The sequence below is a fragment of the Desulfocurvus sp. DL1XJH-121 genome (assembly GCF_054819825.1).
Genome location: NZ_JBTVWW010000003.1, coordinates 119046 through 144302, shown reverse-complemented (window position 1 = coordinate 144302; position 25257 = coordinate 119046). Strand labels below are relative to the sequence as shown.

Here is a 25257-nt window from a genome sequence, read left to right as displayed (position 1 = left end):
GGAAGTACGTTTCGGTCTTGCAGTTCCCTTGCGCCTTGCATCTCGCACAGTCTGAACGGCCCGCAATCAAGGAATTGGGAATAATCGACTAGGGGGCGTTCGTGCGGCGCATCGGCAAATACGAGGTTCTGGGCCTGCTCGGGCGCGGGGGCATGGGCGCGGTGTACAAGGTCCGCCACCCCGGCCTGGGGCTTGTCGCGGCCCTGAAGGTTCTGGCCCCTTCGGACATGCTCGCGGCCGTGGTGGGCGGGGCCGAACTGGAGCGCCGCTTCCTGGCCGAGGCCCGGGCCATGGCCGGGTTGCGCCACGACAACGTGGCCCGGGTTTTCGACCTGGACCGGGACGGGGACGGCCGCCCGTTCTTCGTGTTGGAATACTGCTGCGACAACGTGGGCGCGCTCATCGGCGAGACCTACGAGGTGGAGGCCGCCACCCGCGTCCTGCCTCTGGCGCGCGCGGCGGGCATCGCCCGGCAGACCCTGCTGGCCCTGGAGCGGCTGCACGCCGGGGGCATGGTCCACCGCGACGTGAAGCCCTTCAACCTGCTGCTTACCGAGACGGGCGGCGTGCGCCTCATCGACTTCGGCCTGTCGCGGCTGCGCGGGGAGCGCATGCGCCTGCACGGGGCCGAGCAGGTGGGGTCCCCGTACTACGCGGCCCCGGAGCAGGAGGCCGACCCCGAGGCCGCGGACGCGCGTGCGGACCTCTATTCCGTGGGCGTGACCCTCTGGCGCATGCTCACGGGGGGCCTGCCGCAATGCGGACGCGGCCTGCCCAGCCAAATGAACCCTGACCTGGACGCGGACTGGGACGCCTTCCTGGCCCGATCCATGGCCGCCGATCGCGCAGAGCGTTTCGCTTCGGCCAGCGGAATGATCCGGGCCCTGGACGCCCTGGTGGCCGCCTGGGAGGAGCGCACGGCGGGAACCTGCGCCCTGGCCCCGGCACCTGCGGCGCCCGAAGGGAACAATCCGGTTTCACGGCCTCGCGGTGAACCCCTGCGCACGGGGCCCAGGGTGGGGCCGGAGCGCTTCGGCCTGGACGCGCTCTGGCGGCCGCTGGCCTATGCGCCTCAGGATTTCGAGGCCCGGGGCGGGGCCGTGCTGCACCGGGCCACGGAGCTGGTCTGGGAACGCGAGGGGTCTTTGTATCCCCTGGACTGGCACGAGGCCCGGGCCTACGCGGCCGGGCGCAACCGGACATTGGCCCCGGGCGAGGCCCCCTGGCGGCTGCCCACGGTGGAGGAGCTGGCCAGCCTGCTCATGCCCGTGGCCCATGGCCGGGATTACTGCGTGGCCCCGGTGTTCGAGACCCGGGGGCCGCGCCTGTGGTCCGCGGACCTGCGCACCTGGACCCAGGCCTGGAGCGCCGACGCCGAGCTGGGCTTCATCTCCCGCCACGACCTGACCTGCCGCAACCACGTCAGGCTCGTCCGTTCATCCCGCTAGTAGAACAGGGCCGCCATGGCCGTGAGCAGCACCAGGTAGAGCAGGGACAGGGGAATACCGGCCCGCAGGAAGTCGCGGCTGGAGTAGCCCCCGGGGCCCATATACAGGGCGTTGACCTGGTGGGTGGGCAGCATGAAGGAATTGGACGCGCCCAGGGCCACCACCAGGGCGGCGGTGCGCGGGTCCAGGCCGATATGGGTGGCCATGCCCACGGCCAGGGGCACGAGGAGCGCCACGGTGCCCACGTTGGAGACCACCAGGGTGAACAGGCAGGACAGCAGCGCCAGGATGAACAGCAGAACCACGGGCGGAGGGGTGCCCAGGACCTGCATCAGGTGCCCGGCCAGCCAGGCCGCCGCGCCCGTGGACTGCATGGCCCCGCCCAGGGGGATCAGCCCGCCCAAGAGGAAGATGGTCCGCCAGTCCACGCTGCGGTAGGCCTCGTCCACGCTGAGCACCCGCGTGAGCAGCATGCCCACGGTCCCGGCCATGAGGCACACGGACAGGGGCAGGTTAGTGATCAGCACCAGGGCCATGGACAGGGCGAAGCAGAGAACGGCCCGGGTGGCCAGCTCCGGGTGCAGCACCTCGTGGTCCAGGGACTGGGCGAAGATCAGGTTCCGGCCCGGCCGCATCTTGTGGTAGCTCTCCCAGGCCCCGTGGATGAGCACCGTGTCCCCGGCGTGGGCCACCATGTCCAGGAAGCCCTCGTGGTGCACGTCGTTGCCCCGGATGATGGCCAGGGGCGTCATCAGGTAGTTGTGGCGGAAGCGGATGTCCCCGTAGGTCATGCCCACGAACTTGGAATGCGGCGGGATGAGCGCCTCCACCACGCCCACGTTGTCGTCGGAGAGAATCTCCGAGAAGCTCCCGGGCCCGGGGCGGGCCGTGAACCCGTGGGTCTCGCAGAGCAGGCGCACCTTGTCCTCGGGCCCGTAGGCGGCGAGCACGTCCCCGGCGCGCACGTGCATGACCCGGTCCGGCGGCGCGGTGAGGCCGTGGGCCGGGCCCTTGAGGGCCACGGTGTGCAGGCCGAAGCCCTGGCAGAGGTCCATGATCATGAAGGTTGTCCCAAGCTTGTGCGGGGCCTGGATCTCGTACAGCTGGCCCAGCTCGGGGTAGAAGGTCGTGGGGTCCTGGGGCGGCCGCGCCGCGCCCGGGGCCACCCGGGGCAGCACGTGGCGCCCGGCCAGCATGAAGTAGAGGATGCCCGCCGCCACCAGCACCAGGCCCACGGGGGTCACGCTGAACAGCCCGAAGGGCTCGATGCCGAAGGGCTTGATGATGTCGTTGAGCATGATCAGGGGGCTGGTGCCCACCAGGGTGATGGTGCCGCCCAGGATGGCGCAGAAGCCCACGGGCATCAGCAGCTGGGACAGGGGGATGCCCGACTGCCGCGACAGCCGCCGCATGGCCGGGAGGAACAGGGCCGCGGCCCCGGTGTTCTGCATGAAGCTGGAGATCAGGGCCACGGTCCCGGCCAACAGCACCAGGATGCGGCTGCGGCTGCGCCCCGCCAGGGTCATGAGGGGCCGCATGATGCGCGTGGTGATGCCCGTGTGGTCCAGGCCCCGGCTCATGATGATCACCGCCAGGATGGAGATGACCGCGTTGCTGGACAGGCCCTGGAAGGCCGTGCGCCCGTCGCTGATGCCCAACAGGGGCAGGCAGACCATGACCAGGATGGCGGTGACGTCCACGCGCAGCCATTCCGTGGTGAACAGGAAGACGGTCAGGGCGACGAGGCCCAGGACCAGGGCCATGTCGGTGGTGAAGAGGGGGAGGGTTTCCTGCACGTGCGGCGCGCTCCTTGCTGCTGTGGTCGGATGATGCGCCGTCTATGTTAGTCTTTTTTCATGGGCGCGCGCAACGGTGGTTTCTGGACGGGTTTCATGTGGTAGACCGTGTCCGAAACCGTGAGGCCCTCCATGACGGGGGCCAGATCGCCGGAGGCGGCCTCCACGCGCGCGGCGAAGAGTTTCACGCCATGGGCGTACAGGGCCAGGTCCAGGGCGTTGTCCGCCATGATGCGCTCCACCAGGGCCGGGTCCAGGTCGGCGGCCCCGGGCCGGGAGGCGTTGACGTTCCAGCTGGTGATGGGCGGCGGCTCGAAGCCGAAGGTCAGGGCCAACAGGGCGTAGCTCCAGGCGAATTCCTCGGCCAGGCCCACGAAGTCCATGGCCTCGAGGTTGTCCAGGGCCCGGTCCAGGTCCGCCCTGTCCGCCGGGGCGGCGTAGTCCCGGGGCCGCCCCAGGGAGGCGAGGGCCTTGGTCATCATGTTCCGGGCCAGCCTGGGGTCGTTGCAGCCCAGCGCCTCGGGGAGGCTCAGGTCGAAGCGGCCCACGCGGGTCTGCACGTAGTTGCTCTGGGTGATGAAATAGTAGCAGGACAGGAACCGCTCCACCGGATGGCGCAGGAAGGTCATGGCCGACCGGGGCCCGGTGCGCGCCAGGGCCCGCTCCCAGAGGGGGAAGAGGTGGTGCGGGTGGCCCGAGACGACGAGGGGCCTCACCGCGTCCACCCGCTCCAGGAACGGCCCCGCGTCCGCGCCCTCGTGGGTGGGCAGGGCGCAGGAGGCCTCGGGGCCGAAGGCCTGTTCCAGGAGGCGCACCACGGTGGTCCCGGCGGTCTTCATGACGTGGAAGAAGAAGATGTCCTGTGCAAGGGTGGGGGCGTCCATGGGCCCAGGATAGACGCAAAGGCGTGCAAAGGGAACCGTGCGGCTTGCCTCCGGCCGCCGCATGGGGTAGCCAACGGAATCCCGAAAAGACGAGGAGGGTCGAGGGCATGAATGAAGCCGAGCGCATTTCCAAGCGCACGTTCTGCGAGCGGTGCGGCACCTGCTGCCTGAAGGGCGGGCCCGCGCTGCACAAGGCGGACCTGCGCTTGTTCGAGTCCGGAATCCTGAACTACGGCAACGTCTACACCCTGCGCGCCGGGGAGATGGTCCAGGAGCAGATCAAGGGCGGCCTGGCCCCGCTGGCCGAGGAGATCGTCAAGATCAGGGGCGTGGGCGAGAACCGCTGGACCTGCGTGCTCTACGACAACGACGCCAAGGCCTGCACCATCTACGAGGAGCGGCCCGAGGAGTGTCGGATATTCAACTGCTGGGCCCCCGAGGATCTGGCGGCCATGTACGCGAAGGACCGCCTCACCCGGGCGCATATCGTGCCCCCGGACAGCGCCCTGGCCGAACTCGTCCGCACCCACGAGGCCGAGGTGCCCTACGCGGCCCTGGAACCCCTGGCCTACGCCTTCCTGGACGGTGACCGGAAAGCCGGAGCCGAACTGGTGGACAAGGTGGTCTGGGACGCGGCCTTCCGCTCGGCCTTCGCCGAAAAGACCAACACCGGGCCGGAACTGGAGTTCCTCTTCGGCAGGCCCCTGAACCGCACCCTGGTCCAGTACGGCCTGGAGGTGGCCAGGGAAGCCGACGGCTACACCCTGCGCAAGCAGTCCTGAATCAGGACCCGAATTGATCTTCAGCGCGCGCCCCCCGGGGCGCGCGTTTTTTTTATGCTATTGCTGCAGGCCGTCCCAAAATAGTGAGATGCAAGGCGCAAGGGCAATACAAGACCGACGCGTATCCCAATACGCGAGGTTTTGTATTGCCCGCAGCAACGCGGCAGATCGCTGTTTTGGAACGGCCTGCTACGTGTCGGAGAGGAAGAGGGTGACGAGGGTCAGGACCAGAAACAGCGCCGAGGACACGGCCAGCACCCCGAAGCTCGACCCCCTGCGGCGGCCCAGCACGAAGAGCAGCGAAGCGGCGGACAGGTACAGCAGGCTGTAGCCCAGGGTCAGCCCCGCGCACCAGGCCAGGCCGTAGTGGCGCTCCAGCAGCGGGAAGCTCAGGCCCAGGGCCAGCATCCCGGCGGCCAGGCCCAGGAAGGCGTCGCGGCTGGCCAGGCTGTCCGCGCCCAGCAGGTCCTCGGCCAGGGGCCAGAGCACGAACAGCGTGAGGAATCCCTGCACGAACCACAGGCGCACGCCCAGCCCGTCCCCCGGGGCCAGGGGCTCGTAGGACGCGGCCAGCACCAGCCAGGTGGCGGCGAAGGCCGCCTTGGCCAGCAGCGTCCAGCCCCGAGTGAGGGCCAGGGCCGCGGCCGCCAGGTCCAGGCCCAGGAGGCAGGCCAGGAACACGCCCTGAGCGGCCAGGGCCGAGCCCGGGTCCGCGTGCAGCAGGATGGCGGCCAGGAATCCGCCCAGGAGGCCCAGGGCGGCCAGGGTCTTGCAATTCAGGCGCAGGGCCAGGACCAGGGCCAGGGCCACGGACAGGCCCATGCCCGCCAGCGCCGCCCAGTTCGGCACCAGGCCCGTGCCCGCCCAGGTGGCCAGGGGCGCCGTATAGAGCAGGACCAGCCAGCCCGCCGTGGACCAGGGAATGCGCCGCACCTCGCGCACCACCGGGTCCAGGGAGCGGCCGCACGACGGGCACAGGGCCGCGCGGGGATCGGTCACGGGCGTGGAGCAATGGGGGCAGCGCATGGCGGTTTCTCCCGGTTTGCGGCCAGTATACCGCAAGGCCCGGAGAGCGGCAACGCGCAGGAGCCGCTTCAGCCCTCTTCGTTCTCCAGGGTCAGGAAGAGCAGTTCGTCCATGGTTTCCACGAGGCCCGCGAACAGGCCGCCGTAGTCCATGTGCTGGCCGAACAGGGCCACGCGCTGTTCCGAGAGCACTTCCTCGGGGATGGCGTTGGCCGTGCCCGAGGTTGTCATGGCCAGGCGCTCGGAGAGCAGGTAGCCCGTGAGCCCGTGGCGGAACAGGGACAGGGTCTGCAGGAAGGCGTCCTTGCGCTCGTCCCAAAAGGCCCGCGCGCGCGGGGTGGGGGGCAGGTTCTGGGCCTGGCAGACCATGGAGTACAGGGCGTTGAGGCTGGACCCGGGGATGCCGCGCCGCCAGCCCAGCAGCCAGGAGTTGCGGGTAAAGAAGAGCATCTCCTCCATGCCCTCGCGGATGCTCTCCTCCAGCCCGGCCTTGGCCTCGGCCAGCTCCCGGCCGCCGGCCTCGTCGGGCCAGAGCCGGGGCAGGGCCGCCAGATCCCAGGCCGGGACGGCGGCGCGTTCGCCTGCGTCCAGGCCCGCCAGCTCGCGCAGCAGGTGCGCCAGCCAGCGGTTGGCGTCCGGGGAGGCCGGGGTCTCCAGGTGGGTGTAGCCCAGCACGTAGCGGCCCGTGCCGAAGGCCCCGTCCACAAGGCAGGGCTGGCCGGTCATGAAATGCGGCCACACGGACACGTCGAACTGGGTCTCCAGGTCGTCCAGGGCCTCGCGCGGGATGCTCGTCAGCGGCAAATCCGCCACCCAGAAGTCCGGGCCCGGGCTGTCGTAGGCCGCCAGCACGGTGACGTCCTCGCGCGGCTCGTACTCGAAGCGCGCCGGCCACCACACGGGCAAGAGCGGGGCCTGGGGCAGGTCGGGCGGGGTCAGGGGCGAATCCAGGTCCGGGCGCACGCGCATGTGCCCGCTCATGGCGTGCTGCAAACGGTCCGTGAAGGCCCGCCGCCGCCAGGGGCACAGCCCCAGGCCGCGCGGGCCCGTGAGCCCCAGGCCAGCGCCGCCGCAGAATCCGAAATACACGCCGCCCCCGGCCACGTAGTCGCGGATGGCGGCCACGCCCTCGGGGCCCAGGTTCTCGAACTTGCGCCGGGCCCAGCCCCCCGGGGCCACCAGGGCCGCCGGGGGCTTGCGCGCGAGCAGTCCCTGGGCTATTGCCTTGGCTCGCACGAGACGCAGGGGCAGGCCCATGGCCGAAAGGGCCCGCCAGGCCAGGAGTCCCCAGATGTGCGATTCGTCCCAGTAGATGTAGATGCTTGACATTGCTCGGGCGCTCATTAGGCTGTGGAGTCCGCGTGGCGCGGGCTGTTCGCGCGCCGTGCGCGTCCCGCAAGTCCTTCCCTTATGGAAATTTTCGTGGAAAGTGAAGACGAGGAGTGTTTGATGGCCACCAAGAGCCTGCCCAAGGGGTATGAGCCCGCCGAGGTCGAGGACCGCTGGCGCGAGTTCTGGATCAAGGAAAAGACCTTCACCCCGGACATGGACGCCGAGGGCGATCCCTACTCCATCGTCATCCCGCCGCCCAACGTAACCGGGCAGCTGCATATCGGCCACGCCCTGAACCTGACCCTGCAGGACATCCTCTGCCGCCACGCCCGCCAGCTGGGCAAGAAGGTGCTCTGGGTGCCGGGCATGGACCACGCGGGCATCGCCACCCAGAACGTGGTGGAGCGCAAGCTGGCCGCCGAGGGCCTGTCCCGCGAGGACCTGGGCCGCGAGAAGTTCGTGGAGCAGGTCTGGGAGTGGAAGGAGGAGTACGGCGGCAAGATCCTGAACCAGATCCGCCGCATGGGCGCGTCCGTGGACTGGACCCGCGAGCGCTTCACCATGGACGAGGGCCTGTCCCGCGCCGTGCGCGAGGTCTTTGTCTCGCTCTATGAACAGGGCCTGATCTACAAGGGCAACTACATCATCAACTGGTGCAACCGCTGCCACACGGCCCTGGCCGACGACGAGGTGGAGCACGCCGCGCACAAGGGCAAGCTCTACCACGTCAAGTATCCCCTGGCCGACGGCTCCGGCCACCTGGTCATCGCCACCACCCGCCCCGAGACCATGCTCGCGGACACGGCCGTGGCCGTGCACCCCGAGGACGAGCGCTTCAGCGCCCTCATCGGCAAACAGGCCGTGCTGCCCCTGGTGGGCCGCAAGCTGACCATCATCGGCGACAAGTACGTGGACCGCGAGTTCGGCACGGGCTGCCTGAAGGTCACCCCGGCCCACGACATGAACGACTGGGAGCTCGGGCGCACGCACGGCCTCGAAGTCATCAGCATGTTCGACGACACCGGGCACGTGAACGAGAACGCGCCCGAGGAGTACCGGGGCCTGTCCATCGTCGAGGCCCGCGAAAAGGTCGTGGCCGCCCTCGAGGAGCAGGGCCTGCTTCTGGAGATCCAGGAGCTCGACCACAACGTGGGCACCTGCTACCGCTGCAAGAACGTGGTGGAGCCCCACGTCTCCACCCAGTGGTTCGTGGCCGTGAAGCCCCTGGCCGAAAAGGCGCGCAAGGCCGTGGAAGGCGGCCGGACCAAGATTTTCCCCTCGTCCTGGGACAAGACCTACTACCATTGGCTGGACAACATCCGCGACTGGTGCATCTCGCGCCAGCTGTGGTGGGGCCACCGCATCCCGGCCTGGACCTGCCAGGAGTGCGGCGAGCTCGTGGTGGCCAAGGACGATCCCACGTCCTGCCCCAAGTGCGGCGGCGCGCTGGTGCAGGACGAGGACGTGCTGGACACCTGGTTCTCCTCGGCCCTGTGGCCCTTCTCCACCATGGGCTGGCCCGACAAGACCGAGGAGCTCAAGACCTTCTATCCCACGTCCTGCCTGGTCACGGGCTTCGACATCCTGTTCTTCTGGGTGGCGCGCATGATGATGATGGGCATCCAGTTCATGGATGAGGTGCCCTTCGACCATGTCTACATCCACGCCCTGGTGCGCGACGCCGAGGGCAAGAAGATGTCCAAGTCCACGGGCAACGTCATCGATCCCCTGCAGATGTGCGACAAGTACGGCACGGACAGCCTGCGCTTCACCCTCACGGCCTTCGCGGCCATGGGCCGGGACATCAAGCTCTCCGAGGAGCGCATCGAGGGCTACCGCCACTTCATGAACAAGATCTGGAACGCCGCGCGCTTCGCCCTCATGAACCTGCCCGACGCCGTCCCGCAGGCGGACCTCGCCAAGGCCGCCGCCGTGTACCACCGCTGGATTCTGACGCGCCTGGAGGACATGAAGGACGAGGTGGCCGAGGCCATCGCGGCCTACCGCTTCAACGACGCGGCCCAGGGCATCTACCGCTTCACCTGGAGCGAGTTCTGCGACTGGTACCTGGAGCTCATCAAGGGCGACCTGTCCGGGGACGACGAGGCGGCCAAGGCCACGGCCCAGGCCGTGCTGCACACCGTGCTCTCGGAGCTGCTGGTGCTGGCGCACCCCATCATGCCCTTCATCACCCAGGAGATTTACGCTACCCTGCCCGGGCACGAGGGCGCGAACCTGGCCCTGGAGCCGTACCCCGTGCGGCGGCCCGGATTGCGCGACCAGGCCGTGGCCGCGCGCATGGAGCTCCTGCAGGGGGTCATCACCAGCGTGCGCGCCATCCGCGCGGAGCTGAACATCAAGCCCTCCCTGGAACTGGACCTCCTCGTGCGCACCGTGAGCGACGAGGACGCGGCCTTCCTGCTGGACCACCAGGACATCGTGCAGTCCCTGGCGCGGGTCAAGAGCGTCAGCGCCGGCGGCGACGTCGTCGGGCCCAAGGCCTCGGCTTCCAACGTGGTGCAGGGCAACGAGCTGTTCGTGCCGCTCACCGGGGCCGTGGACTTCGAGGCCGAGCTGGCGCGCCTGGACAAGGAAATGGCCAAGGTGGAAAAGACCCTCTCGGGCGTGGAAAAGAAGCTGGTCAACCCCGGGTTCGTGAACAACGCGCCCGAGGCCGTGGTGGCTGGCGAACAGGCCAAGGCCGCCGAGTTCCGCGAAAAGATCGCCAAGCTCGGCGACCTGCGCAAGCGCCTGGCCGACGCCGCGAGCTAGGCCCTGGGAGAGAGCGGGGCTCTGCCCCGCACCCCGCCCAAGGGGGTTACCCCCTTGGGAATCCCTATCTGGGGGTGGGGTGCCCGTTATCCACCCCCTATAAAGGTTTTTGGGGAGGGGGATGAGGGCCCGGGGGAAGGGGGAACCCCTTTTTTTCTTTGGAAAAAGGGGTTCCCCCTTCCCCCGGAGAAAAATAACAACCAAAGGATGTCCGAGCATGGCTGACGTGTATCTCATAGGGGCCGGACCCGGCGATCCCGGGCTGCTCACCGTGCGCGCCAAGGAACTGATCGAGACGGCGGACGTGCTGGTCTACGATTATCTGGCCAACGCGGAGTTCCTGGACTACGCCAAGCCCGGCGCGGAGATCCTCTACGTGGGCAAGAAGGGCGGGGACCACACCCTGCCCCAGGACAAGATCAACGACCTCCTGGTGGAAAAGGCCCGCGAGGGCAAGACCATCGCGCGTCTCAAGGGCGGCGACCCGTACGTGTTCGGGCGCGGCGGCGAGGAGGCCGAGGAGCTGGTGGCCGCGGGCCTGACCTTCGAGGTCGTGCCCGGCGTCACGGCGGGCGTGGCCGCTGCGGCCTACGCGGGCATCCCGGTGACGCACCGCGAGCACACCACGTCCGTGTGCTTCATCACCGGCCACGAGGACCCCACCAAGGAGCAGAGCGGCCACAACTGGGACGTGTACGCCAAGTCCACGTCCACCCTGGTCTTCTACATGGGCGTGGGCAACCTGCCTATGATCGCGGACAGGCTCATGGCGGGCGGCCGCGACCCCAAAACCCCGGCGGCCCTGGTGCGCTGGGGCACGCGCTGCAACCAGGAGTCCATGGTCGCAACCCTGGACACCGTGGCCGAGGAGGCCGCGCGGCGCGGGTTCAAGGCCCCGAGCATCATCATCGTGGGCGGGGTCTGCGGCCTGCACGACAAGCTGGCCTGGTTCGAGAAGCGGCCGCTGCTGGGCAAGGGCGTGGTGGTCACGCGCGCGCGGGAGCAGGCCAGCGGCTTCGCGGACACCCTGCGCGACATGGGCGCGTGCGTGCTGCAATTTCCCACCATCCGCATCGATCCCCTCGCCGACGACTCGCTCGTGCGCGAGGCCGTCGCGGAGCTTTCCGGCTACGACTGGCTGGTGTTCACCTCGGTGAACGGGGTGGCCCGGTTCTGGGACGTGCTGGACGCGATGGGCATGGACGCCCGGGCCCTGGGCGGTCGCAAGGTGGCGGCCATCGGCCCGGCCACGGCCGAGGCCTTGGCGCAGCGCGGCGTGCGCGCGGACTTCGTGCCCGAGAAATACGTTGCCGAGTCCGTGGTGGGGGGCCTCACGGCCCTGGGCGTGGGCGCGGGAACGCGCGTGCTCATCCCCCGGGCGCGCAAGGCCCGCGAGGTGCTGCCCGAGGAGCTGACGGCGGCCGGGGCCGAGGTCGTGGTGCTGCCCGTGTACGACACGGGCCTGAACCAGGACGGCCCCGAGGAACTCGCCGCCCGCCTGGAGGCCGGGGAGGTGCACTACGTGACCTTCACCAGCTCGTCCACGGTGGAGAATTTCTTCCAGTTGCTTGCCCCGGACACGCTCAAACGCTATCCGGATGTCAGGCTGGCCTGCATCGGGCCGGTCACGGCCAAGACCCTGGCGGGTTACGGCTTCACGCCCCACATCCAGCCCGAGGACTACACCATCCCCGCGCTGGCGGCGGCCCTGGCCGCGGACAACTCCTAAGGTTCCGGAGAGACGCATGCCCCTCAAACTGGCGGTTCTGGTGTCCGGCGGCGGATCGAATCTGCAGTCCATCATCGACCGCATCGCGGACGGCGCGCTGGACGCCGAGATCAGGCTGGTGCTGTCCAACAAGCCCCAGGCCTTCGGCATCGAACGCGCCAAGAAGCACGGCCTGCCCACCGTGGCCCTGGACCACAAGGCCTACGCCACGCGCGAGGACTTCGACGCGGCCATGGTGGAGCACATCCGGGCCTCGGGCGCGGACGTGGTGGTGCTGGCCGGGTTCATGCGTATCCTGACGCCTACGTTCCTGGAGGCCTTCGAGACCATCGTGAACATCCACCCGGCGCTGCTGCCCAGCTTCCCGGGGTGCCACGGCCAGGGCGACGCGGCGGACTACGGGGTCAAGCTCTCGGGCTGCACCGTGCATTTCGTCAACGAGATCATGGACAACGGACCGGTGATCATCCAGGCGGCCGTGCCCGTGGTCCCGGGCGAGGACGGCGACGCCCTGGGCGCGCGCATCCTCGAATACGAGCACCGTATCTATCCCCAGGCCCTGCAATGGCTGGCCGAGGGGCGCATCAGCGTGCGCGGCAGGCACGTGTTCGTGGCCGACGCGGACCGGCCGGGGGCCGCGCCGCATGGCCCGGGGCTGGTCAATCCGTCCCTGGAGGAAGGCTTCTAGACCACGGAGGGAAAGGCCATGGCCGAGGAATTCCACTTCAGCCTGACGGCAGAGGAAAAGCAGGCTTTGAAGGACCTGGTGCGGCTGTCCATCGCCGCGCGCCTGTTCCCGGACCAGAACCTGACCCTGCCCCCCGCGCCCAACGAGAAGCTCTCCCGGCCCTTCGGGGCCTTCGTGACCCTGACCAAGGGCGGCCGCTTGCGGGGCTGCATCGGCAACGTGGTGGGCGAAGCCCCCCTCTGGGACACCGTGGGCCGCATGGCCTGCTCCGCCGCCTTCGAGGATCCCCGCTTCCAGCCCCTCGCGGCCGGTGAGTTCGAGGACCTGTCCCTGGAGATATCCATTCTCTCGCCTCTGTCCCTGTGCCCCGACCCGGTGCTGGTGGAGGTGGGCCGCCACGGCCTGCTCATCAGCCATCGCGGCCGTTCCGGCCTGCTCCTGCCCCAGGTTCCGGTGGAGTGGGGCTGGGACCGCGAGACCTTCCTTTCCCAGACCTGCCTCAAGGCGGGTTTGCCCCCCGACACCTGGAAATGCTCCGGTCCGGTCCTCTACTGGTTCGAGGCCGAGGTCTTTTGAATCCCCTTACGGGCTCTGGGCTCTCCGGGATACAGAGCTTTTTTTGGTGTTTCACGCCGAGTTGTCAACATGTGTATAAATGCGGTCAAAAAAATTTTTGTCCACAAAATTCGCATGCAAGATGGTAAGTTTGGCGCAAGCTCAGTTGCGGCCGTAAGCTTTTTTGCGAAATATCGTTATTTTTGATATTTTATAACTACCTGTTTTATAATGAGCTTTTTGCAAGACTGGTGGCCGTGGTGCCGGAAACCCGGCTGTACGCAAGGGCTGGCGGGGCATTCGGATTTGTCCCCGAAGGGGGGCGGGGCGTTGTGAATAATGCTCAGGGCCCGCCAGGCGGGGTTTGACAAGACTTGGCGCGGACAGCATAGGGGATTTCAGATGCTCTCTGCTCGCAGACATTCGTCTTATCCGGCAGGGGAGCCGTTTGGAGACGTTTGTACTTATCCACACTCTAGGAGGAACCCCATGTTCACGAAGACCCAGTTTATCGAGACCCTCAAGGACGAGCTGCCCGAGATTTTCACCACCAAAGCCGCCGCCGAAAAGGCCTTCGACGCCTTCTGCGGCCTGATCGCCGTCCAGCTGCAGGCTGGCGAGCGCCTGCGCCTGCCCGGCGTGGGTTCCTTCGACGTTGCCGAGCGCGCCGCCCGCACCGGCCGCAACCCCCAGACCGGCAAGGCCATCAAGATCCCCGCCCGCAAGGTCGTGAAGTTCTCCGTGGCCAAGGGCCTCAAAGAGAGCCTCTAGCCAGCCTGGTTTTGTCTGTAGAAAAAGGCCGCCGGTTTCATCCGGCGGCCTTTTTCTGCGTTCAGGGAATGGGGAGGCTCAGTCTTCTGCGGACGGCAGGCGCCCGGCCTTGGCGGCCACCCATTTCACCTGGCGGCAGATGCCCATGAGCATGTTGAATTCGAAGCGCCGCATGGGCCGCCCCGTGAGAAAGCGGCGCACCGGCAGCATCCAGTAGTCCGAATTGTCCTGTTTCAGATAGTCGATGGCCGCCAGGGCCTCCTGCATGTTGGCGAACAGGATCTCCAGCTCGTCGTGCCCGGCCAGGTTGGCCTCCGACGGCTCGGGAGCTGGCTCGGCGCGTTCCTCAAGCCCGGCGGCGAAGCATTCGTAGAGCACCACCAGCACGGCCTGGGCCAGGTTCAGGGAACTGGCCTCCGGCGCCGTGGGGATGGTCACCAGATGCCCGCAAATCTCGGTTTCCGCGTTGGTCAGGCCCCTGTCCTCGGGCCCGAAGACCACGGCCACGGAGCCGCCGGCGCGCTGTTGGGCGAGGATCTCGGCCGCCGCCGCGCGCGGGGACATCATGCCCCGTCGCCAGCCGCCCACGCGCGCCGTGGTGCCGAACACGTGGCTGAAGCCGACAAGTGCCGAGCCCAGGTCCGGCTCCACGCGCATGTTCCGGAGCAGCTCCACGCCCTGGGGCGTGGCCAGGGCTTCGGCGCGGCCCTGGTCCCAGTTGCGCGGGGCCACGGCGATCATCCGCGTGCAGCCCATGTTGGCGCAGGCGCGCGCGGCCGCGCCCACGTTCTCCGGGAACTTGGGCCGGAACAGGACTATGCTCGGAACGCTTGCCACGGCCTAGACGTTGAACCTGAATTCCACGATGTCGCCGTCCTGCACCACGTAGGTCTTGCCTTCCAGACGGTGCAGGCCCAGCTCCTTGGCCTTCTTGAAGTCCCCGGCCTTGAGGAAGTCGTCCCAGCCCAGGACGTCGGCGCGGATGAAGCCCTTCTCGATGTCCGAATGGATGGCCCCGGCCGCCACGGGCGCGGTGCTGCCCGCGCGCACGGCCCAGGCCCGGACTTCCTTCTCGCCCGCCGTGAGGAAGGTGATCAGGCCGAGCAGGCGGTAGGTGCGGGCGATGACCCGGTCCAGGGCCGAGTCCTCGATGCCCAGGTCGGACATGAACATCTCGCGCTCCTCGGGATCCTCGATCTCCGAAAGCTCGGCCTCCAGGGCCGCGGACACGGCCACGTGCTCCACCCCGGGCGCGGCCTCGGGCAGGGTGAAGTCCGCCAGCTTGTTCTCGCCCAGATTCCAGGCGTAGAGCACGGGCTTGGCCGACAGGAAGCGGAAGCCCTTCAGTTCCGGCGAGGCGGCCACCTCCGGGTCCTCGCGCAGGGGGCGCTCCGCCTCCAGCATGGCCATGGCCCGGGTCAGGGCTTCCTCTTCCTTGGGGTTCACCAGCTCGCGGTTCTTGCGCTTGTCCAGGGCCATGCGCTCCAGGCGCTTTTCGGCCACGGCCATGTCCGCCACTAGGAGGTCCGCCTCGATGGCCTGCATCTGCGCGGCCGGGTCGTTCATGCCCGTGAAGGCGTCCAGCACCGCCAAGAGGCAGTCGTAGGCCCGGATCTCCGACAGCACCCGGTCGCCCAGGCCGTCGCCCTTGCCCCCGCCGCCGGGGATGTCCAGGTATTCGATCTCGCTGTAGGTCACCTTCCTGGCGCTGAACAGCTTCTCCAGGGGGTCGAGCCGGGGCTCGGGCACCTTGACCATGGCCCTGCCGCCGCAGGTCGCCGCCTGCGGCCCGGCCAGGGCGGCGAACAGGCTGGACTTGCCGCTGCCCGCGAATCCGAAAATCGCCGTCTTCATGTTTGTCGCTCCCTCAAGTGAAGTGGTGAACGCCCATTATCCTTTTTCATGCCCGCTGTCCAAGTTTCGGGCGGAGGCCCCCCGCCCCCGGACCCCCACCCCCCGAAAAAGACCTTTTTATATGGCGTATTGGGCAGGGTGGGGGTATTGAGCGCTCACCCCATAGAAAGGTTTTCGGAGGGGGAAAGGGGGCGTGGGGGAAGGGGGGAACCCTTTTTCCCAAAAGGGTTCCCCCCTTCCCCCACATTACCCCAAGCGCAGCAAATGATGGAAAAAGGTCTGCACGAACTTGCCCGAGACCACGTCGGGCAGGGTGTACACGGGCGCGGGTTCCTCGGGGAATTTGGAGGTGAAAGCGAAGAACAGGTTGGCGGACAGCGTCTTGAGGGTTTTGGGCAGCTCCAGGACCACGGCCGGGTCGCGCAGCTGCGCGTCGCCCAGGTCGGCCATGCGGCAGGGCAGGGGCCGGGAGTCGAAGACCAGGCAGCGCCCGTCCTCGGACAGGGGGCAGAGGATGTCCCGTTCGCGGTAGCCCTCCCAGAGGCTGGCGGTGAGCGGCCCGGCCCCGTCGGGATTGTAGCCCAGCCTGCGCAGGGCGCGCCCGGCCTCTGCCGCGCGTTCGATGACCTCCTGGCGCTTGGCGCTGCCCAGGATCATGTTGATGGCGTGGGACAGGTACACGGCCTCCACCAGGGGCATGGTCACCAGGGACCGGCAGCAGGTGTCGGACCCCGCGCCGCAAAAGGCCTCCGGGTCCTCGCCCGAGGCGGCCAGCAGCCGGTCCACATCCTCCACGGCGCGCTCGTAGTCCGCGAAGAACGGGTACAGGTCCACCAGGTGCCTGGACTCCAGGGACGGGTCGCGGATGGTCAGCCTGCCTTCCTGCTTGCCGTAGCGGCGCACGAAACGCCACTGGGAGAAGTTCTGGGGCTTGGCGCGCAGGGGTTTCAAGGCCTTGCCCGCCAGCTTGTGGCCCAGGCCCCGGCGCAGGAGATAGGCATTGAGAACCGTGCCCGTGCGGCCGATGCCGTGGCGGCAGTGGATGAGCACCTTCTTGCCCAGGTAGATGGCCTCGTCCATCCAGTCCAGGGCCTTTTCCAACTCCTGGAGGTCCGGGGTCTCCTCGTCGGGGATGGGCAGGTAGTAGACCTCGAACCCGGACTGCTCCTCGTAGTCCTTCAGGTCGCAGAACTCGGCGCAGAGGTTCAGGATGCAGTCCACGCCCTGGGCGCGCAGGGAGTCCAGGGCCGCGTAGGACATGGGCGCGCCGCCCACGGCCAGATGCTCCGCCACCCAGTCGAGCGCGTAGGCGGGCTTGTCGCTCACAGGCTCTCCAGGAAGCGGTCCACCAGTTCCTGGACCTGGTCGTCGCCCGTGAGCGCCATGTCCATGAGCCGTGTCTTGCCCAGGAGCGTGCCGATGAGGGCCAAGCTGGCCTCGATCTTCACGGCCGGGGCGGCCATGAGGCGCGCGTCCAGCATGTCCCCGCGCGTGGTCACGCTGAATCCGGCGTCGGCCAGGATCTTGCGCACGAAATCCAGGCGCAGTAGGCGCTTGCCCACTTCGGCCCCGCCGCCCTTGAAGCGGAAGCCCACGTAGTTGGACTGCTCGTGGGGGCCGCACATGGTGTCGATGACCGCGAAGTGGTAGCCGAAGCGCATGAGCAGATGCATGTATTCCCGCGCCACCACGGCGTAGCTGGCCAGGGTCTTGGATTTCAGGCTCATGACGCCGCCGGACATGCGGTCGAACTCCTCCCAGTCGAAGGCCAGCAGGCTGCCGTCCCATTGCACGTCCGGGTGGTTCAGGCCCTTCCACAGGGCCTTGGACGCCGGGCTGGCGAAGTGCTCGGGGCGCACAGTGTCGGCGCGCGCGCCGTCCGGGGTCAGGCCGCCGCCCAGGTCCAGGACGTACATCACCAGGGGCAGGCCGCCGTCGAACAGCCGCGCCCGGGCCAGGCCCCGGCCGCCCTTGCCCACCAGGGAGAACATCTCGGCCACCCCGGTTTCGTGGCAGAAGCGCACCACGTCGTGGATGGAGCGGCAGTTCTTGGGCTGGAAGGCCTCGGCGTCGGGGTCCACGAGGTTCAGGGGCGAGACGTGGCGCATGACCTCGGCCATGCGCTTGTGGAAGGGCGTGTCCCGGCGCGCGGCGCGCCGCCCGGCGCGGCGCTTCAGTTCCGGCACCTCGCCCGCGTAGACGCGCCCCGTGTCCGCGTCCACGGTGACCACCACGCCCTCGCCCAGGTCGCGGGTGGCGAACTTGGCGTCCACTACCACGGGCAGGCCGAACTCCCGGGCCACGGACGCGAAATGGCTGGCCTTGGACCCCGTGTCCGTGACCACGGCTGCCAGGCGCTCCAGCACGCTGGCGTAGGCCGGGGACAGGGTGTCGGCCACCAGCACGCAGCCCTGGGGCACGGAGTCCAGGTCCGAAAGGCGCATGGGCCGGTGCACGGGCCCCAGGCCCACGCCCGGGCTGGCCGGCAGGCCCGTGAGCAGGGGCTCGGCCGGGACGCCCGGGGCCTCCTGTTTCTGTTCGCCGCCGCCCTTGGGCAGGGGTTCGGCCCCGGCCAGGGGCCGGGCCTGGAGCATGAACAGGGAGCCGCCCTGGTCCATGCACCATTCCATGTCCTGGGGCGCGCCCAGCAGGCGTTCCAGGGCCAGGGCCGCGCGGGCCAGGGTCACGGCCCGGTCCTCGGGCAGGCAGGGCTCGGCCTCGGGCGTGTCCCCGCAGACCACCTGGGGCGCGCCGCCCCCGGAGCGGCGCTCCAGCACCGCGGGCTCGGCCTCGCGGGTCAGGGTCAGGATTTCCGGGGACGAGCTGCCGTCCACCAGGTTCCGGCCCAGGCCGCCGACCACGTACACGGCCATGCGGTCCTCATCCGGCCGCGCGGGGTCGCGGGTGTAGACCACGCCGCTGGCCGCCGGGTCCACCATTTCCATGACCAGCACGGCCATGGGCGTGGCCGGGTCGGGCAGGCCGTAGCGGATGCGGTAGGTCACGGCCTTGGCGCTGTACTTGCTGGCCAGGACCTCCTTGTAGGCCGCGCCCAGGTCCGACAGCCCCACCCCGAGCACGCTCTCGTACTGCCCGGCGAAGGAGGCGTCGGAGTCCTCGCCCACGGCGCTGGAGCGCACGGCCAGATGCACCCGCCCGCCGCGCGAGGCGGCCAGGCGGATGGCGTGGTCGCGGTATTCGCGCTCCACCTCGGGCGGCACGTCCCCCGAGAGCACCAGGCGGCGGATCTCCTCGCAGATGTCCGACACGAACCCGGGCGCGTCCAGGTTGACCTTGGCCAGCAGGGTGTCGATGCGCGGCCTGAGCTCGTTGTATTCGATGAAATAGTGGTAGGCGCGGGTGGTGATGACGAAGCCCTGGGGCACGGGCAGGCCCGAGGCCCCGGCCAGCAGCGCCAGGTTGTGCGCCTTGCCCCCGGCGCGGTTCGGCAGGGCCGCGGCTTCCTCCATGGCGATGGCGTAGGGCGGGGAGAAGTCGAAGTCCGGCAGCTCCGAGGCCATGGTCAGGTAGAAGGATATCTTGTTGCGGTAGTCGGGCAGGTCCAGGTAGCGGCCCGGGCTCATGGCCATGAGCTCGCGCACCAGGAAGTCCGCCTGCACCTGCAGCTCGCGCACCAGGTTCTGGACGCGGGTCCAGTCCACGGGGGCCGGGGAGTAGTGCAGCTCCTCCAGCTCGGCGATGCGCTCCAGGCAGGAGCGGTCGATCTCCAGCAGGTTCTTGAAGGATTCGTATTTGCGCCTGAGCAGCGTCCCGGGCGCGAAGACCTGGTACGTCCAGTGCTTGAAGAGTTCCTTGAACATGCGACCTCGCGGCTGCGGGGCTGGCCGTGGGCGAACCCGGTTCAGGAGCCGAGGATGGCGGCCACCTTCTGCTCCAGTTCCTCCTTGTCGATGGGCTTCACGCAGTAGTCCGCCGCGCCCAGCTGCTGGCATTCGCGCGCGGTCTCCAGGGTGGGGTAGCCCGTGAGCATCATGACCTTGATGTCCTCGGATATCTTGTGGATCTCGTCCAGCACTTCCACCCCGGTCATCTTCTTCAGCTTGATGTCCAGGATGGCCAGGTCCACGTGCCGGGTCCGGCAATGGGCCAGGGCCTCCTCTTCCTCGGTGAAGGCGGTCACCGTGTGTCCCTTGCGTTCCAGGATGCGCTTGATGAGCACCCCGGCGTCCATGACGTCGTCCAGAACGATGATCTCGGCCATGTGGCGTACACCTCCTCGCGGGCGGCTAGGCTGGCTGGTTCAGGCCCTTGAGGGCCGCGGCTTCCGCGCATTCCTCTTCGGGCAGTCCTTCCTTGGTCAGGGGCAGTTCGATGATGAACAGGGTGCCGGGGCCGGGCTCGGCGTCCCCGGGGGCGTCGGTGTCGTATTCCAGATATTCCAAAGGGGCCGGGCTCGTCACGGAGATTTTTCCGCCGTGGTCCGAGATGATGCCGAAGGACAGGGACAGGCCGAGGCCCGTGCCCTTGCCCACCGGCTTGGTGGTGAAGAAGGGGTCGAACACGCGCGAGAGGTTCTTTTCGTCCACGCCCGAGCCCGTGTCCGCCACGGTGACCAGCACCCTGCGCCGGTGGCTGCAGAGCTTGGTGCCGACCATGATCTTGCCGTCGGAGCCGATGGCGTCGAAGGCGTTGCCCACCAGGTTCATCCAGACCTGCTTGAGCTTGTCGCGGTCGCCCACGATGGGCGGCACGTTGGGGTCCAGGTCCAGGTCCACCACCACCCGCTCCTGCAGGAAGATGTTGGTCACCAGATCCGCCACCTCGGTGATGGACTCGTTGAGGTCCATGGGCTCCATGGAGCTCTCAATGTTGCGCGAGAAGCCCAGCAGATCGGCCACGATCTTGCGGCAGACCTGGGTCTGGCGCTCCACGATGGCCAGGTCCTCGCGCATCTGGCCCTCGGGGGCGTCCTCCATGAGCAGCTGGGTGTAGCCCAGGATGATGCCCAGCGGCGTATTGATCTCGTGGGCCACGCCCCCGGCCATCTTGCCCAGGTCCTGCATCTTCTGCGAATGCACCAGCTGCTCCTGGTACTGCTTGATCACCGAGATGTCGCGCGCCGTGAGCAGCAGGCCAATGATGTCGTTGCCGTCGTGCACCGGGACCTTGAGGACGTGGAACCAGCGCCGGTTGCCCTCCTTGCCCATAAGCACCTGCTTGGACAGGGGCTTGCCCGTGATCAGGATCTGCTTGTCCTCGTGGTAGCTGGCGTCGGCCAGGGCCTCGCCGAACAGCTCGAAGTCCGTCTTGCCCAGGACGTCGCGTTCGTCGAAGCGGAAATAGGTGCAGAAGGCCTTGTTCACGGACATGTAGCGCAGGTCGCGGTCCTGCATGGACACCAGGTCCGGGGTCACGTCCAGGATGGTCTGCATCAGGGACTTCTGGCGCTCCAGGTCGGCCTGGGCCCGCTTGAGCTCCTCGATGTAGGCCCCCAGCGTCAGGGTCATCACGTCGAAGGTCTCGGCCAGGCTCTGGATCTCGTCGCCCACGTTCTCGCGGTAGACCTTGCAGCTGCGGCAGGAGGCGAACTTCTTGGGCAGGTCCAGGTCCCTGCAATCCGGGCAGAGAGTCCCGGCCAGGTACCAGCAGCGGTGGGTAGTGTCCCCGTAGGCCGGGCATTTCTCGTTGCCGCAGCGCATGACCTGCCAGCATTCGCGCAGGGCCGGGGGCGCGGTGTGCACGTTGAGGTGCCCGCGCACCACCTCCTCGGCGCTCTGGCGCAGGAGGTTGATGCTGCGCGTGACCCCCCGGGCGAAGACCGAGGTCAGGAGCATGGCCGCCACCACCACGGCGGCGGTGATGCCGAAGATGGTGGTCATGACGTCCTGCTGGGCCTTTTGCACGCGCATCTGGCTGATGCCCAGGCGCACGGCGCCCACCCGGTTGCCGCCCACCAGCACCGGGGCCACGAAATCGAAGATGCGCGTGACCCCCGTGTCCAGGAGCTGGATGTTCACGCCCCGCTCCGGGGGGGCGTTGGCGTCCTTGAGCTCCACGGGGAAGCCGTCTTTGAAGCTGTGCACGATGACGTCGCCCTGGGCGTCCAGCACGAAGGCGTAGGTGATATAGTCCGAGAGGCCCTCGATCTCGTCCACCAGGTTCTTTAGGCGCAGGAAGTCGCGGGCCAGCACCGGGTCCACGGCGCGCAGGGCCAGGTTGCGGACCATGGACGTGCCGCGTTCGCGGTTCTCCTCCAGGATGGCGTTCACGCTCACGCGGGACACGGCCAGGCCCATGACCAGGCCGAAGAGAACCACGATGGCCGCGGTGCCCAGGTTGATCTTGTCCTGGAATTTCAGGCGGTGCAGCAGGCGGCGGGGCATGGCCTAGTCCCCCTTGCCCGGGGCGATGGATTCGGCCAGCCTGCGCACGGGGTCGAAGTCCGCATCCTGGGAGGGGATGATGGCCGTGAACCCGGCGTTCTCCAGGATGGGGCGCAGGTGCGGCTGCCCGGGGTCCAGAGCCAGCATGGCGGCCTTGATCTTGCGCACCACCCCCGGGGAGAGGTCCCGGCGCGCCGAGTAGACCCAGCCGGGATACCAGCGGGTCTCGTCCAGCACGCGAATCTGCCTGAGGTCCACCTGGTTGGCCATGAGCGCCAGGGTGCCCTCGCGGATGGAGCCCACGTCGTACTGCCCGGAGAGCACGCCCAGCACCACCTTTTCCTGCTTGCCCCCGGGGCCCGGGGCGAAGGCGATCTCCGCGAAGTCCGAGCGGGAGAGGCCGTGCTCCATGAAATGCCCCAGGGCGAAGAGGTAGCCGCCCGCGCTGCCCGGATCCACGGCCAGCCAGCGCTTGCCCTTGAGGTCCGCGAGGCTCTTGATGGCCTTGTTGGCCGCGCGCACGATGATCTGGCCGCGGAAGTTCTTGCCGGGTTCCTCCTCCACGCGGGCGAAGGCCCGGGCTCCGCTGGCCCCGGCCATCTTCACGTAGATGAAGGGGTTGGAGAAGGAGATGTCGATCTGGCCCCGGGCCACCATGTCCATGTGCTCGGTGAAGGTGTCCGGGAAGACCTGGCGCATTTTCAGGCCCGTGGCCTCGGCCAGGTATTCCACCAGCAGGTGATGGCGCTGGTAGGACAGGCTGTGGGCGTACTGGGGCAGATAGGCGTAGGTCACCTCCTCCTGCCTGGGGCGGAAGGTGATCTCTTCGCGTCTGGTCAGGTCCACGCGCTTCACGGAGTCGTCGTCGCCGCATCCGGGGAGCAGGGCCAGGACCAGCGCCAGGAGCCCCAGGGCCGCGGTCCGGGCCAGGATTCGGGCCGGGTGCCGCTTGGCGCGAGGGCACAAAGAGCGGTCGGGTATGGGGATCACGATTGCGACTGTACCCGAAGGCCGGGAAAAATCCTAGCCCGGCCCGCGACCCGCCCTGGTCCGGGCTAGGCCGCGCGTGTGGCCGGGAACGGAAAAAATTGTCGCTTCGGGTGTTGACAACCCGGGCCGGGGATTTATCAGTGTGCCACGCCGCCCGGGCTTCCCGGTGCCGATTGACATCGGGGTTGTGGGCGGCTATCTCGTGGTCGCTGGCACTCGCCGCAGGAGAGTGCTGACAGAACGAACCAACATCATGCAATTATGGAGGATAATCATGAAGCTGAAACCGTTGAACGACCGCATCCTGGTCAAGCGCCTGGAAGGCGAGGAAGTCACCTCCGGCGGAATCATCATTCCCGACACCGCCAAGGAAAAGCCCATGAAGGGCGAGATCGTGGCCGCCGGCCCCGGCAAGACCGACGATGCGGGCAAGAAGATCAAGATGTCCGTGAAGGCGGGCGACCTCGTGCTGTTCAACAAGTACGCCGGCACCGAGATCAAGATCGACGGTGTGGAGCACCTCGTGATGCGCGAGGATGACGTTCTGGCGATTATCGAAGACTAATCAAATTTTTTTCTGAGGAGTACTTACAATGGCCAAAGAGATTCTTTTTGACGCCAAGGCCCGCGAGAAGCTGAAAATCGGCCTGGACAAGCTTGCCAACGCCGTGAAGGTGACCCTGGGCCCCAAGGGCCGCAACGTGGTCATCGAGAAGTCCTTCGGTTCTCCGATCATCACCAAGGACGGCGTGACCGTGGCCAAGGAAATCGAGCTTGACGACAAGTTCGAGAACATGGGCGCCCAGATGGTCAAGGAAGTCGCTTCCAAGACCTCCGACGTGGCCGGCGACGGCACCACCACCGCCACCATCCTGGCCCAGGCCGTGTTCACCGAGGGCGTGAAGCTCGTGGCCGCCGGCCGCAATCCCATGGCCGTGAAGCGCGGCATCGACAAGGCCGTCGAGTCCCTCACCGAGGAGCTGGCCAAGATCGCCAAGCCCACCCGCGACCAGAAGGAGATCGCCCAGGTCGGCACCATCTCCGCCAACAACGACGCCACCATCGGCAACATCATCGCCGAGGCCATGAACAAGGTCGGCAAGGAAGGCGTCATCACTGTTGAGGAGGCCAAGGGCCTGGAGACCACCCTGGACGTGGTCGAGGGCATGCAGTTCGACCGCGGCTACCTCTCCCCCTATTTCGTGACCGATCCCGAGAAGATGGTCTGCGAGATGAACGAGCCCCTGATCCTGATCCACGAGAAGAAGGTCTCCAACATGAAGGACCTGCTTCCCGTCTTGGAGCAGACCGCCAAGATGTCCAAGCCCCTGATGATCATCGCCGAGGACGTGGACGGCGAGGCCCTGGCCACCCTGGTGGTCAACAAGCTGCGCGGCACCCTGAACGTGGTGGCCGTGAAGGCCCCGGGCTTCGGCGACCGCCGCAAGGAGATGCTCAAGGACATCGCCACCCTCACTGGCGGCCAGGTCGTCTCCGAGGACCTGGGCATCAAGCTCGAGAACATCACAGTCAATGACCTGGGCACGGCCAAGCGCATCGTCATCGACAAGGAGAACTCTACCATCGTCGACGGCGCGGGCAAGCCCGAGGACATCAAGGCCCGCGTGAAGCAGCTGCGCGCCCAGATCGAGGAGACCACCTCCTCCTACGACCAGGAGAAGCTCCAGGAGCGCCTGGCCAAGATCGTGGGCGGCGTCGCCGTGATCAACGTGGGTGCCGCCACCGAGACCGAGATGAAGGAGAAGAAGGCCCGCGTGGAGGACGCCCTGAACGCCACCCGCGCCGCCGTGGAAGAGGGCATCGTGCCTGGCGGCGGCGTCGCCCTGGTGCGCTGCTCCAAGGTGCTGGACAAGATCAAGCCCGCTGACGACGACGAGGCCGCCGGCGTGGCCATCATCGCCCGCGCCATCGAGGAGCCCCTGCGCATGATCGCCAACAACGCGGGCATGGAAGGCTCCATCGTGGTGGAGAAGGTCCGCGAGGGCAAGGGCGGCTTCGGCTTCAACGCCGCTTCCGCCGAGTACGAGGACCTCATCAAGGCCGGCGTCATCGACCCCAAGAAGGTCACCCGCACCGCGCTGCAGAACGCCGCTTCCGTGTCCGGCCTGCTGCTGACCACCGAATGCGCCATCTGCGAGAAGCCCGAAGAGAAGTCCGCTCCGGCCATGCCCGGCGGCATGGGCGGCATGGGCGGCATGGGCGGCATGTACTAGGCCCCCAGCCTCCGACGACGATACTGCCTCATCAGGGCCGTCCCGCAAGGGAC

General features: G+C 68.0%; 20 protein-coding genes. 9 read left to right on the top strand and 11 right to left on the bottom strand.

The genetic code is table 11. From position 1 onward, the window contains the following. Nucleotides 1-101 precede the first annotated feature (101 nt). Nucleotides 102-1448 carry a protein kinase domain-containing protein gene (locus ACYYG1_RS03545; RefSeq protein WP_461208897.1) on the top strand — a complete coding sequence of 449 codons (1347 nt, stop codon included), beginning with the start codon at nucleotides 102-104 and terminating at the stop codon, nucleotides 1446-1448. On the opposite strand, the gene ACYYG1_RS03540 is transcribed toward ACYYG1_RS03545, so the two are convergent. Beyond that, nucleotides 1445-3244, bottom strand: coding sequence for an SLC13 family permease (locus ACYYG1_RS03540; RefSeq protein WP_461208896.1), 1800 nt, complete (start codon nucleotides 3242-3244; stop codon nucleotides 1445-1447). The genes ACYYG1_RS03545 and ACYYG1_RS03540 overlap by 4 nt on opposite strands. Before the next feature lie 47 nt (nucleotides 3245-3291). Beyond that, complete coding sequence (locus ACYYG1_RS03535; RefSeq protein WP_461208895.1) at nucleotides 3292-4128, bottom strand: sulfotransferase family 2 domain-containing protein; 837 nt, start codon at nucleotides 4126-4128, stop codon at nucleotides 3292-3294. A gap of 107 nt (nucleotides 4129-4235) precedes the next feature. Between ACYYG1_RS03535 and ACYYG1_RS03530 the strand changes: the two genes are divergently transcribed. Further along, nucleotides 4236-4910 (top strand): YkgJ family cysteine cluster protein, encoded by a 675-nt coding sequence (locus tag ACYYG1_RS03530; protein WP_461208894.1) that lies wholly within the window; start codon nucleotides 4236-4238, stop codon nucleotides 4908-4910. Nucleotides 4911-5099: 189 nt separating this feature from the next. On the opposite strand, the gene ACYYG1_RS03525 is transcribed toward ACYYG1_RS03530, so the two are convergent. Together ACYYG1_RS03525 and ACYYG1_RS03520 are read right to left on the bottom strand one after the other, a co-directional pair. Further along, nucleotides 5100-5936, bottom strand: coding sequence for a DUF2339 domain-containing protein (locus ACYYG1_RS03525; RefSeq protein WP_461208893.1), 837 nt, complete (start codon nucleotides 5934-5936; stop codon nucleotides 5100-5102). 68 nt (nucleotides 5937-6004) lie between these two features. Beyond that, a complete protein-coding gene (locus ACYYG1_RS03520) occupies nucleotides 6005-7264 on the bottom strand; it encodes a BPL-N domain-containing protein (protein ID WP_461208892.1) in 1260 nt (419 codons plus the stop codon). Nucleotides 7265-7384: 120 nt separating this feature from the next. Here ACYYG1_RS03520 and ACYYG1_RS03515 point away from each other — a divergent pair, with 120 nt between their 5' ends. From ACYYG1_RS03515 to ACYYG1_RS03495, 5 genes are all read left to right on the top strand, one after another. Continuing rightward, nucleotides 7385-10039: a valine--tRNA ligase gene (locus ACYYG1_RS03515; protein WP_461208891.1), complete on the top strand. Its 2655-nt coding sequence runs from the start codon at nucleotides 7385-7387 to the stop codon at nucleotides 10037-10039. A 217-nt stretch (nucleotides 10040-10256) separates the two neighbouring features. Beyond that, the gene (cobA, locus tag ACYYG1_RS03510; RefSeq protein WP_461208890.1) at nucleotides 10257-11768 is read left to right on the top strand and encodes a uroporphyrinogen-III C-methyltransferase; all 1512 of its coding nucleotides are present in this window, start codon (nucleotides 10257-10259) and stop codon (nucleotides 11766-11768) included. Nucleotides 11769-11784: 16 nt separating this feature from the next. After that, on the top strand, nucleotides 11785-12456 hold the full coding sequence (gene purN / locus ACYYG1_RS03505) for a phosphoribosylglycinamide formyltransferase (RefSeq protein WP_461208889.1): 672 nt from the start codon (nucleotides 11785-11787) through the stop codon (nucleotides 12454-12456). Nucleotides 12457-12474: 18 nt separating this feature from the next. Further along, nucleotides 12475-13032 carry an AmmeMemoRadiSam system protein A gene (gene amrA, locus ACYYG1_RS03500; RefSeq protein WP_461208888.1) on the top strand — a complete coding sequence of 186 codons (558 nt, stop codon included), beginning with the start codon at nucleotides 12475-12477 and terminating at the stop codon, nucleotides 13030-13032. Between the two features lie 468 nt (nucleotides 13033-13500). Continuing rightward, nucleotides 13501-13782, top strand: a complete 282-nt coding sequence (locus ACYYG1_RS03495) for an HU family DNA-binding protein (RefSeq protein WP_461208887.1) — start codon at nucleotides 13501-13503, stop codon at nucleotides 13780-13782. A 78-nt stretch (nucleotides 13783-13860) separates the two neighbouring features. On the opposite strand, the gene ACYYG1_RS03490 is transcribed toward ACYYG1_RS03495, so the two are convergent. The 7 genes from ACYYG1_RS03490 to ACYYG1_RS03460 all read right to left on the bottom strand — a co-directional run bounded on the left by ACYYG1_RS03490 (nucleotide 13861) and on the right by ACYYG1_RS03460 (nucleotide 22910). Then, the gene (locus ACYYG1_RS03490) at nucleotides 13861-14619 is read right to left on the bottom strand and encodes an RNA methyltransferase (RefSeq protein WP_461208886.1); all 759 of its coding nucleotides are present in this window, start codon (nucleotides 14617-14619) and stop codon (nucleotides 13861-13863) included. Between the two features lie 3 nt (nucleotides 14620-14622). Further along, the gene (locus tag ACYYG1_RS03485; RefSeq protein ID WP_461208885.1) at nucleotides 14623-15636 is read right to left on the bottom strand and encodes a DUF933 domain-containing protein; all 1014 of its coding nucleotides are present in this window, start codon (nucleotides 15634-15636) and stop codon (nucleotides 14623-14625) included. A 246-nt stretch (nucleotides 15637-15882) separates the two neighbouring features. Then, a complete protein-coding gene (locus ACYYG1_RS03480) occupies nucleotides 15883-16962 on the bottom strand; it encodes a protein-tyrosine phosphatase family protein (protein WP_461208884.1) in 1080 nt (359 codons plus the stop codon). Continuing rightward, the gene (locus ACYYG1_RS03475; RefSeq protein ID WP_461208883.1) at nucleotides 16959-19457 is read right to left on the bottom strand and encodes a PEP/pyruvate-binding domain-containing protein; all 2499 of its coding nucleotides are present in this window, start codon (nucleotides 19455-19457) and stop codon (nucleotides 16959-16961) included. Before ACYYG1_RS03475 ends, ACYYG1_RS03480 begins: the two co-directional genes overlap by 4 nt. A 41-nt stretch (nucleotides 19458-19498) precedes the next feature. After that, nucleotides 19499-19858 carry a response regulator gene (locus ACYYG1_RS03470; RefSeq protein WP_461208882.1) on the bottom strand — a complete coding sequence of 120 codons (360 nt, stop codon included), beginning with the start codon at nucleotides 19856-19858 and terminating at the stop codon, nucleotides 19499-19501. Between the two features lie 25 nt (nucleotides 19859-19883). Next, a complete protein-coding gene (locus tag ACYYG1_RS03465) occupies nucleotides 19884-21980 on the bottom strand; it encodes an ATP-binding protein (RefSeq protein WP_461208881.1) in 2097 nt (698 codons plus the stop codon). A 3-nt stretch (nucleotides 21981-21983) separates the two neighbouring features. Beyond that, the gene (locus ACYYG1_RS03460; protein WP_461208974.1) at nucleotides 21984-22910 is read right to left on the bottom strand and encodes a phosphate/phosphite/phosphonate ABC transporter substrate-binding protein; all 927 of its coding nucleotides are present in this window, start codon (nucleotides 22908-22910) and stop codon (nucleotides 21984-21986) included. A 334-nt stretch (nucleotides 22911-23244) separates the two neighbouring features. Here ACYYG1_RS03460 and groES point away from each other — a divergent pair, with 334 nt between their 5' ends. Together groES and groL are read left to right on the top strand one after the other, a co-directional pair. Then, nucleotides 23245-23535, top strand: coding sequence for a co-chaperone GroES (groES, locus tag ACYYG1_RS03455; protein ID WP_461208880.1), 291 nt, complete (start codon nucleotides 23245-23247; stop codon nucleotides 23533-23535). A gap of 28 nt (nucleotides 23536-23563) precedes the next feature. Continuing rightward, complete coding sequence (groL, locus tag ACYYG1_RS03450) at nucleotides 23564-25204, top strand: chaperonin GroEL (RefSeq protein WP_461208879.1); 1641 nt, start codon at nucleotides 23564-23566, stop codon at nucleotides 25202-25204. The last annotated feature ends 53 nt before the right edge of the window (nucleotides 25205-25257 follow it).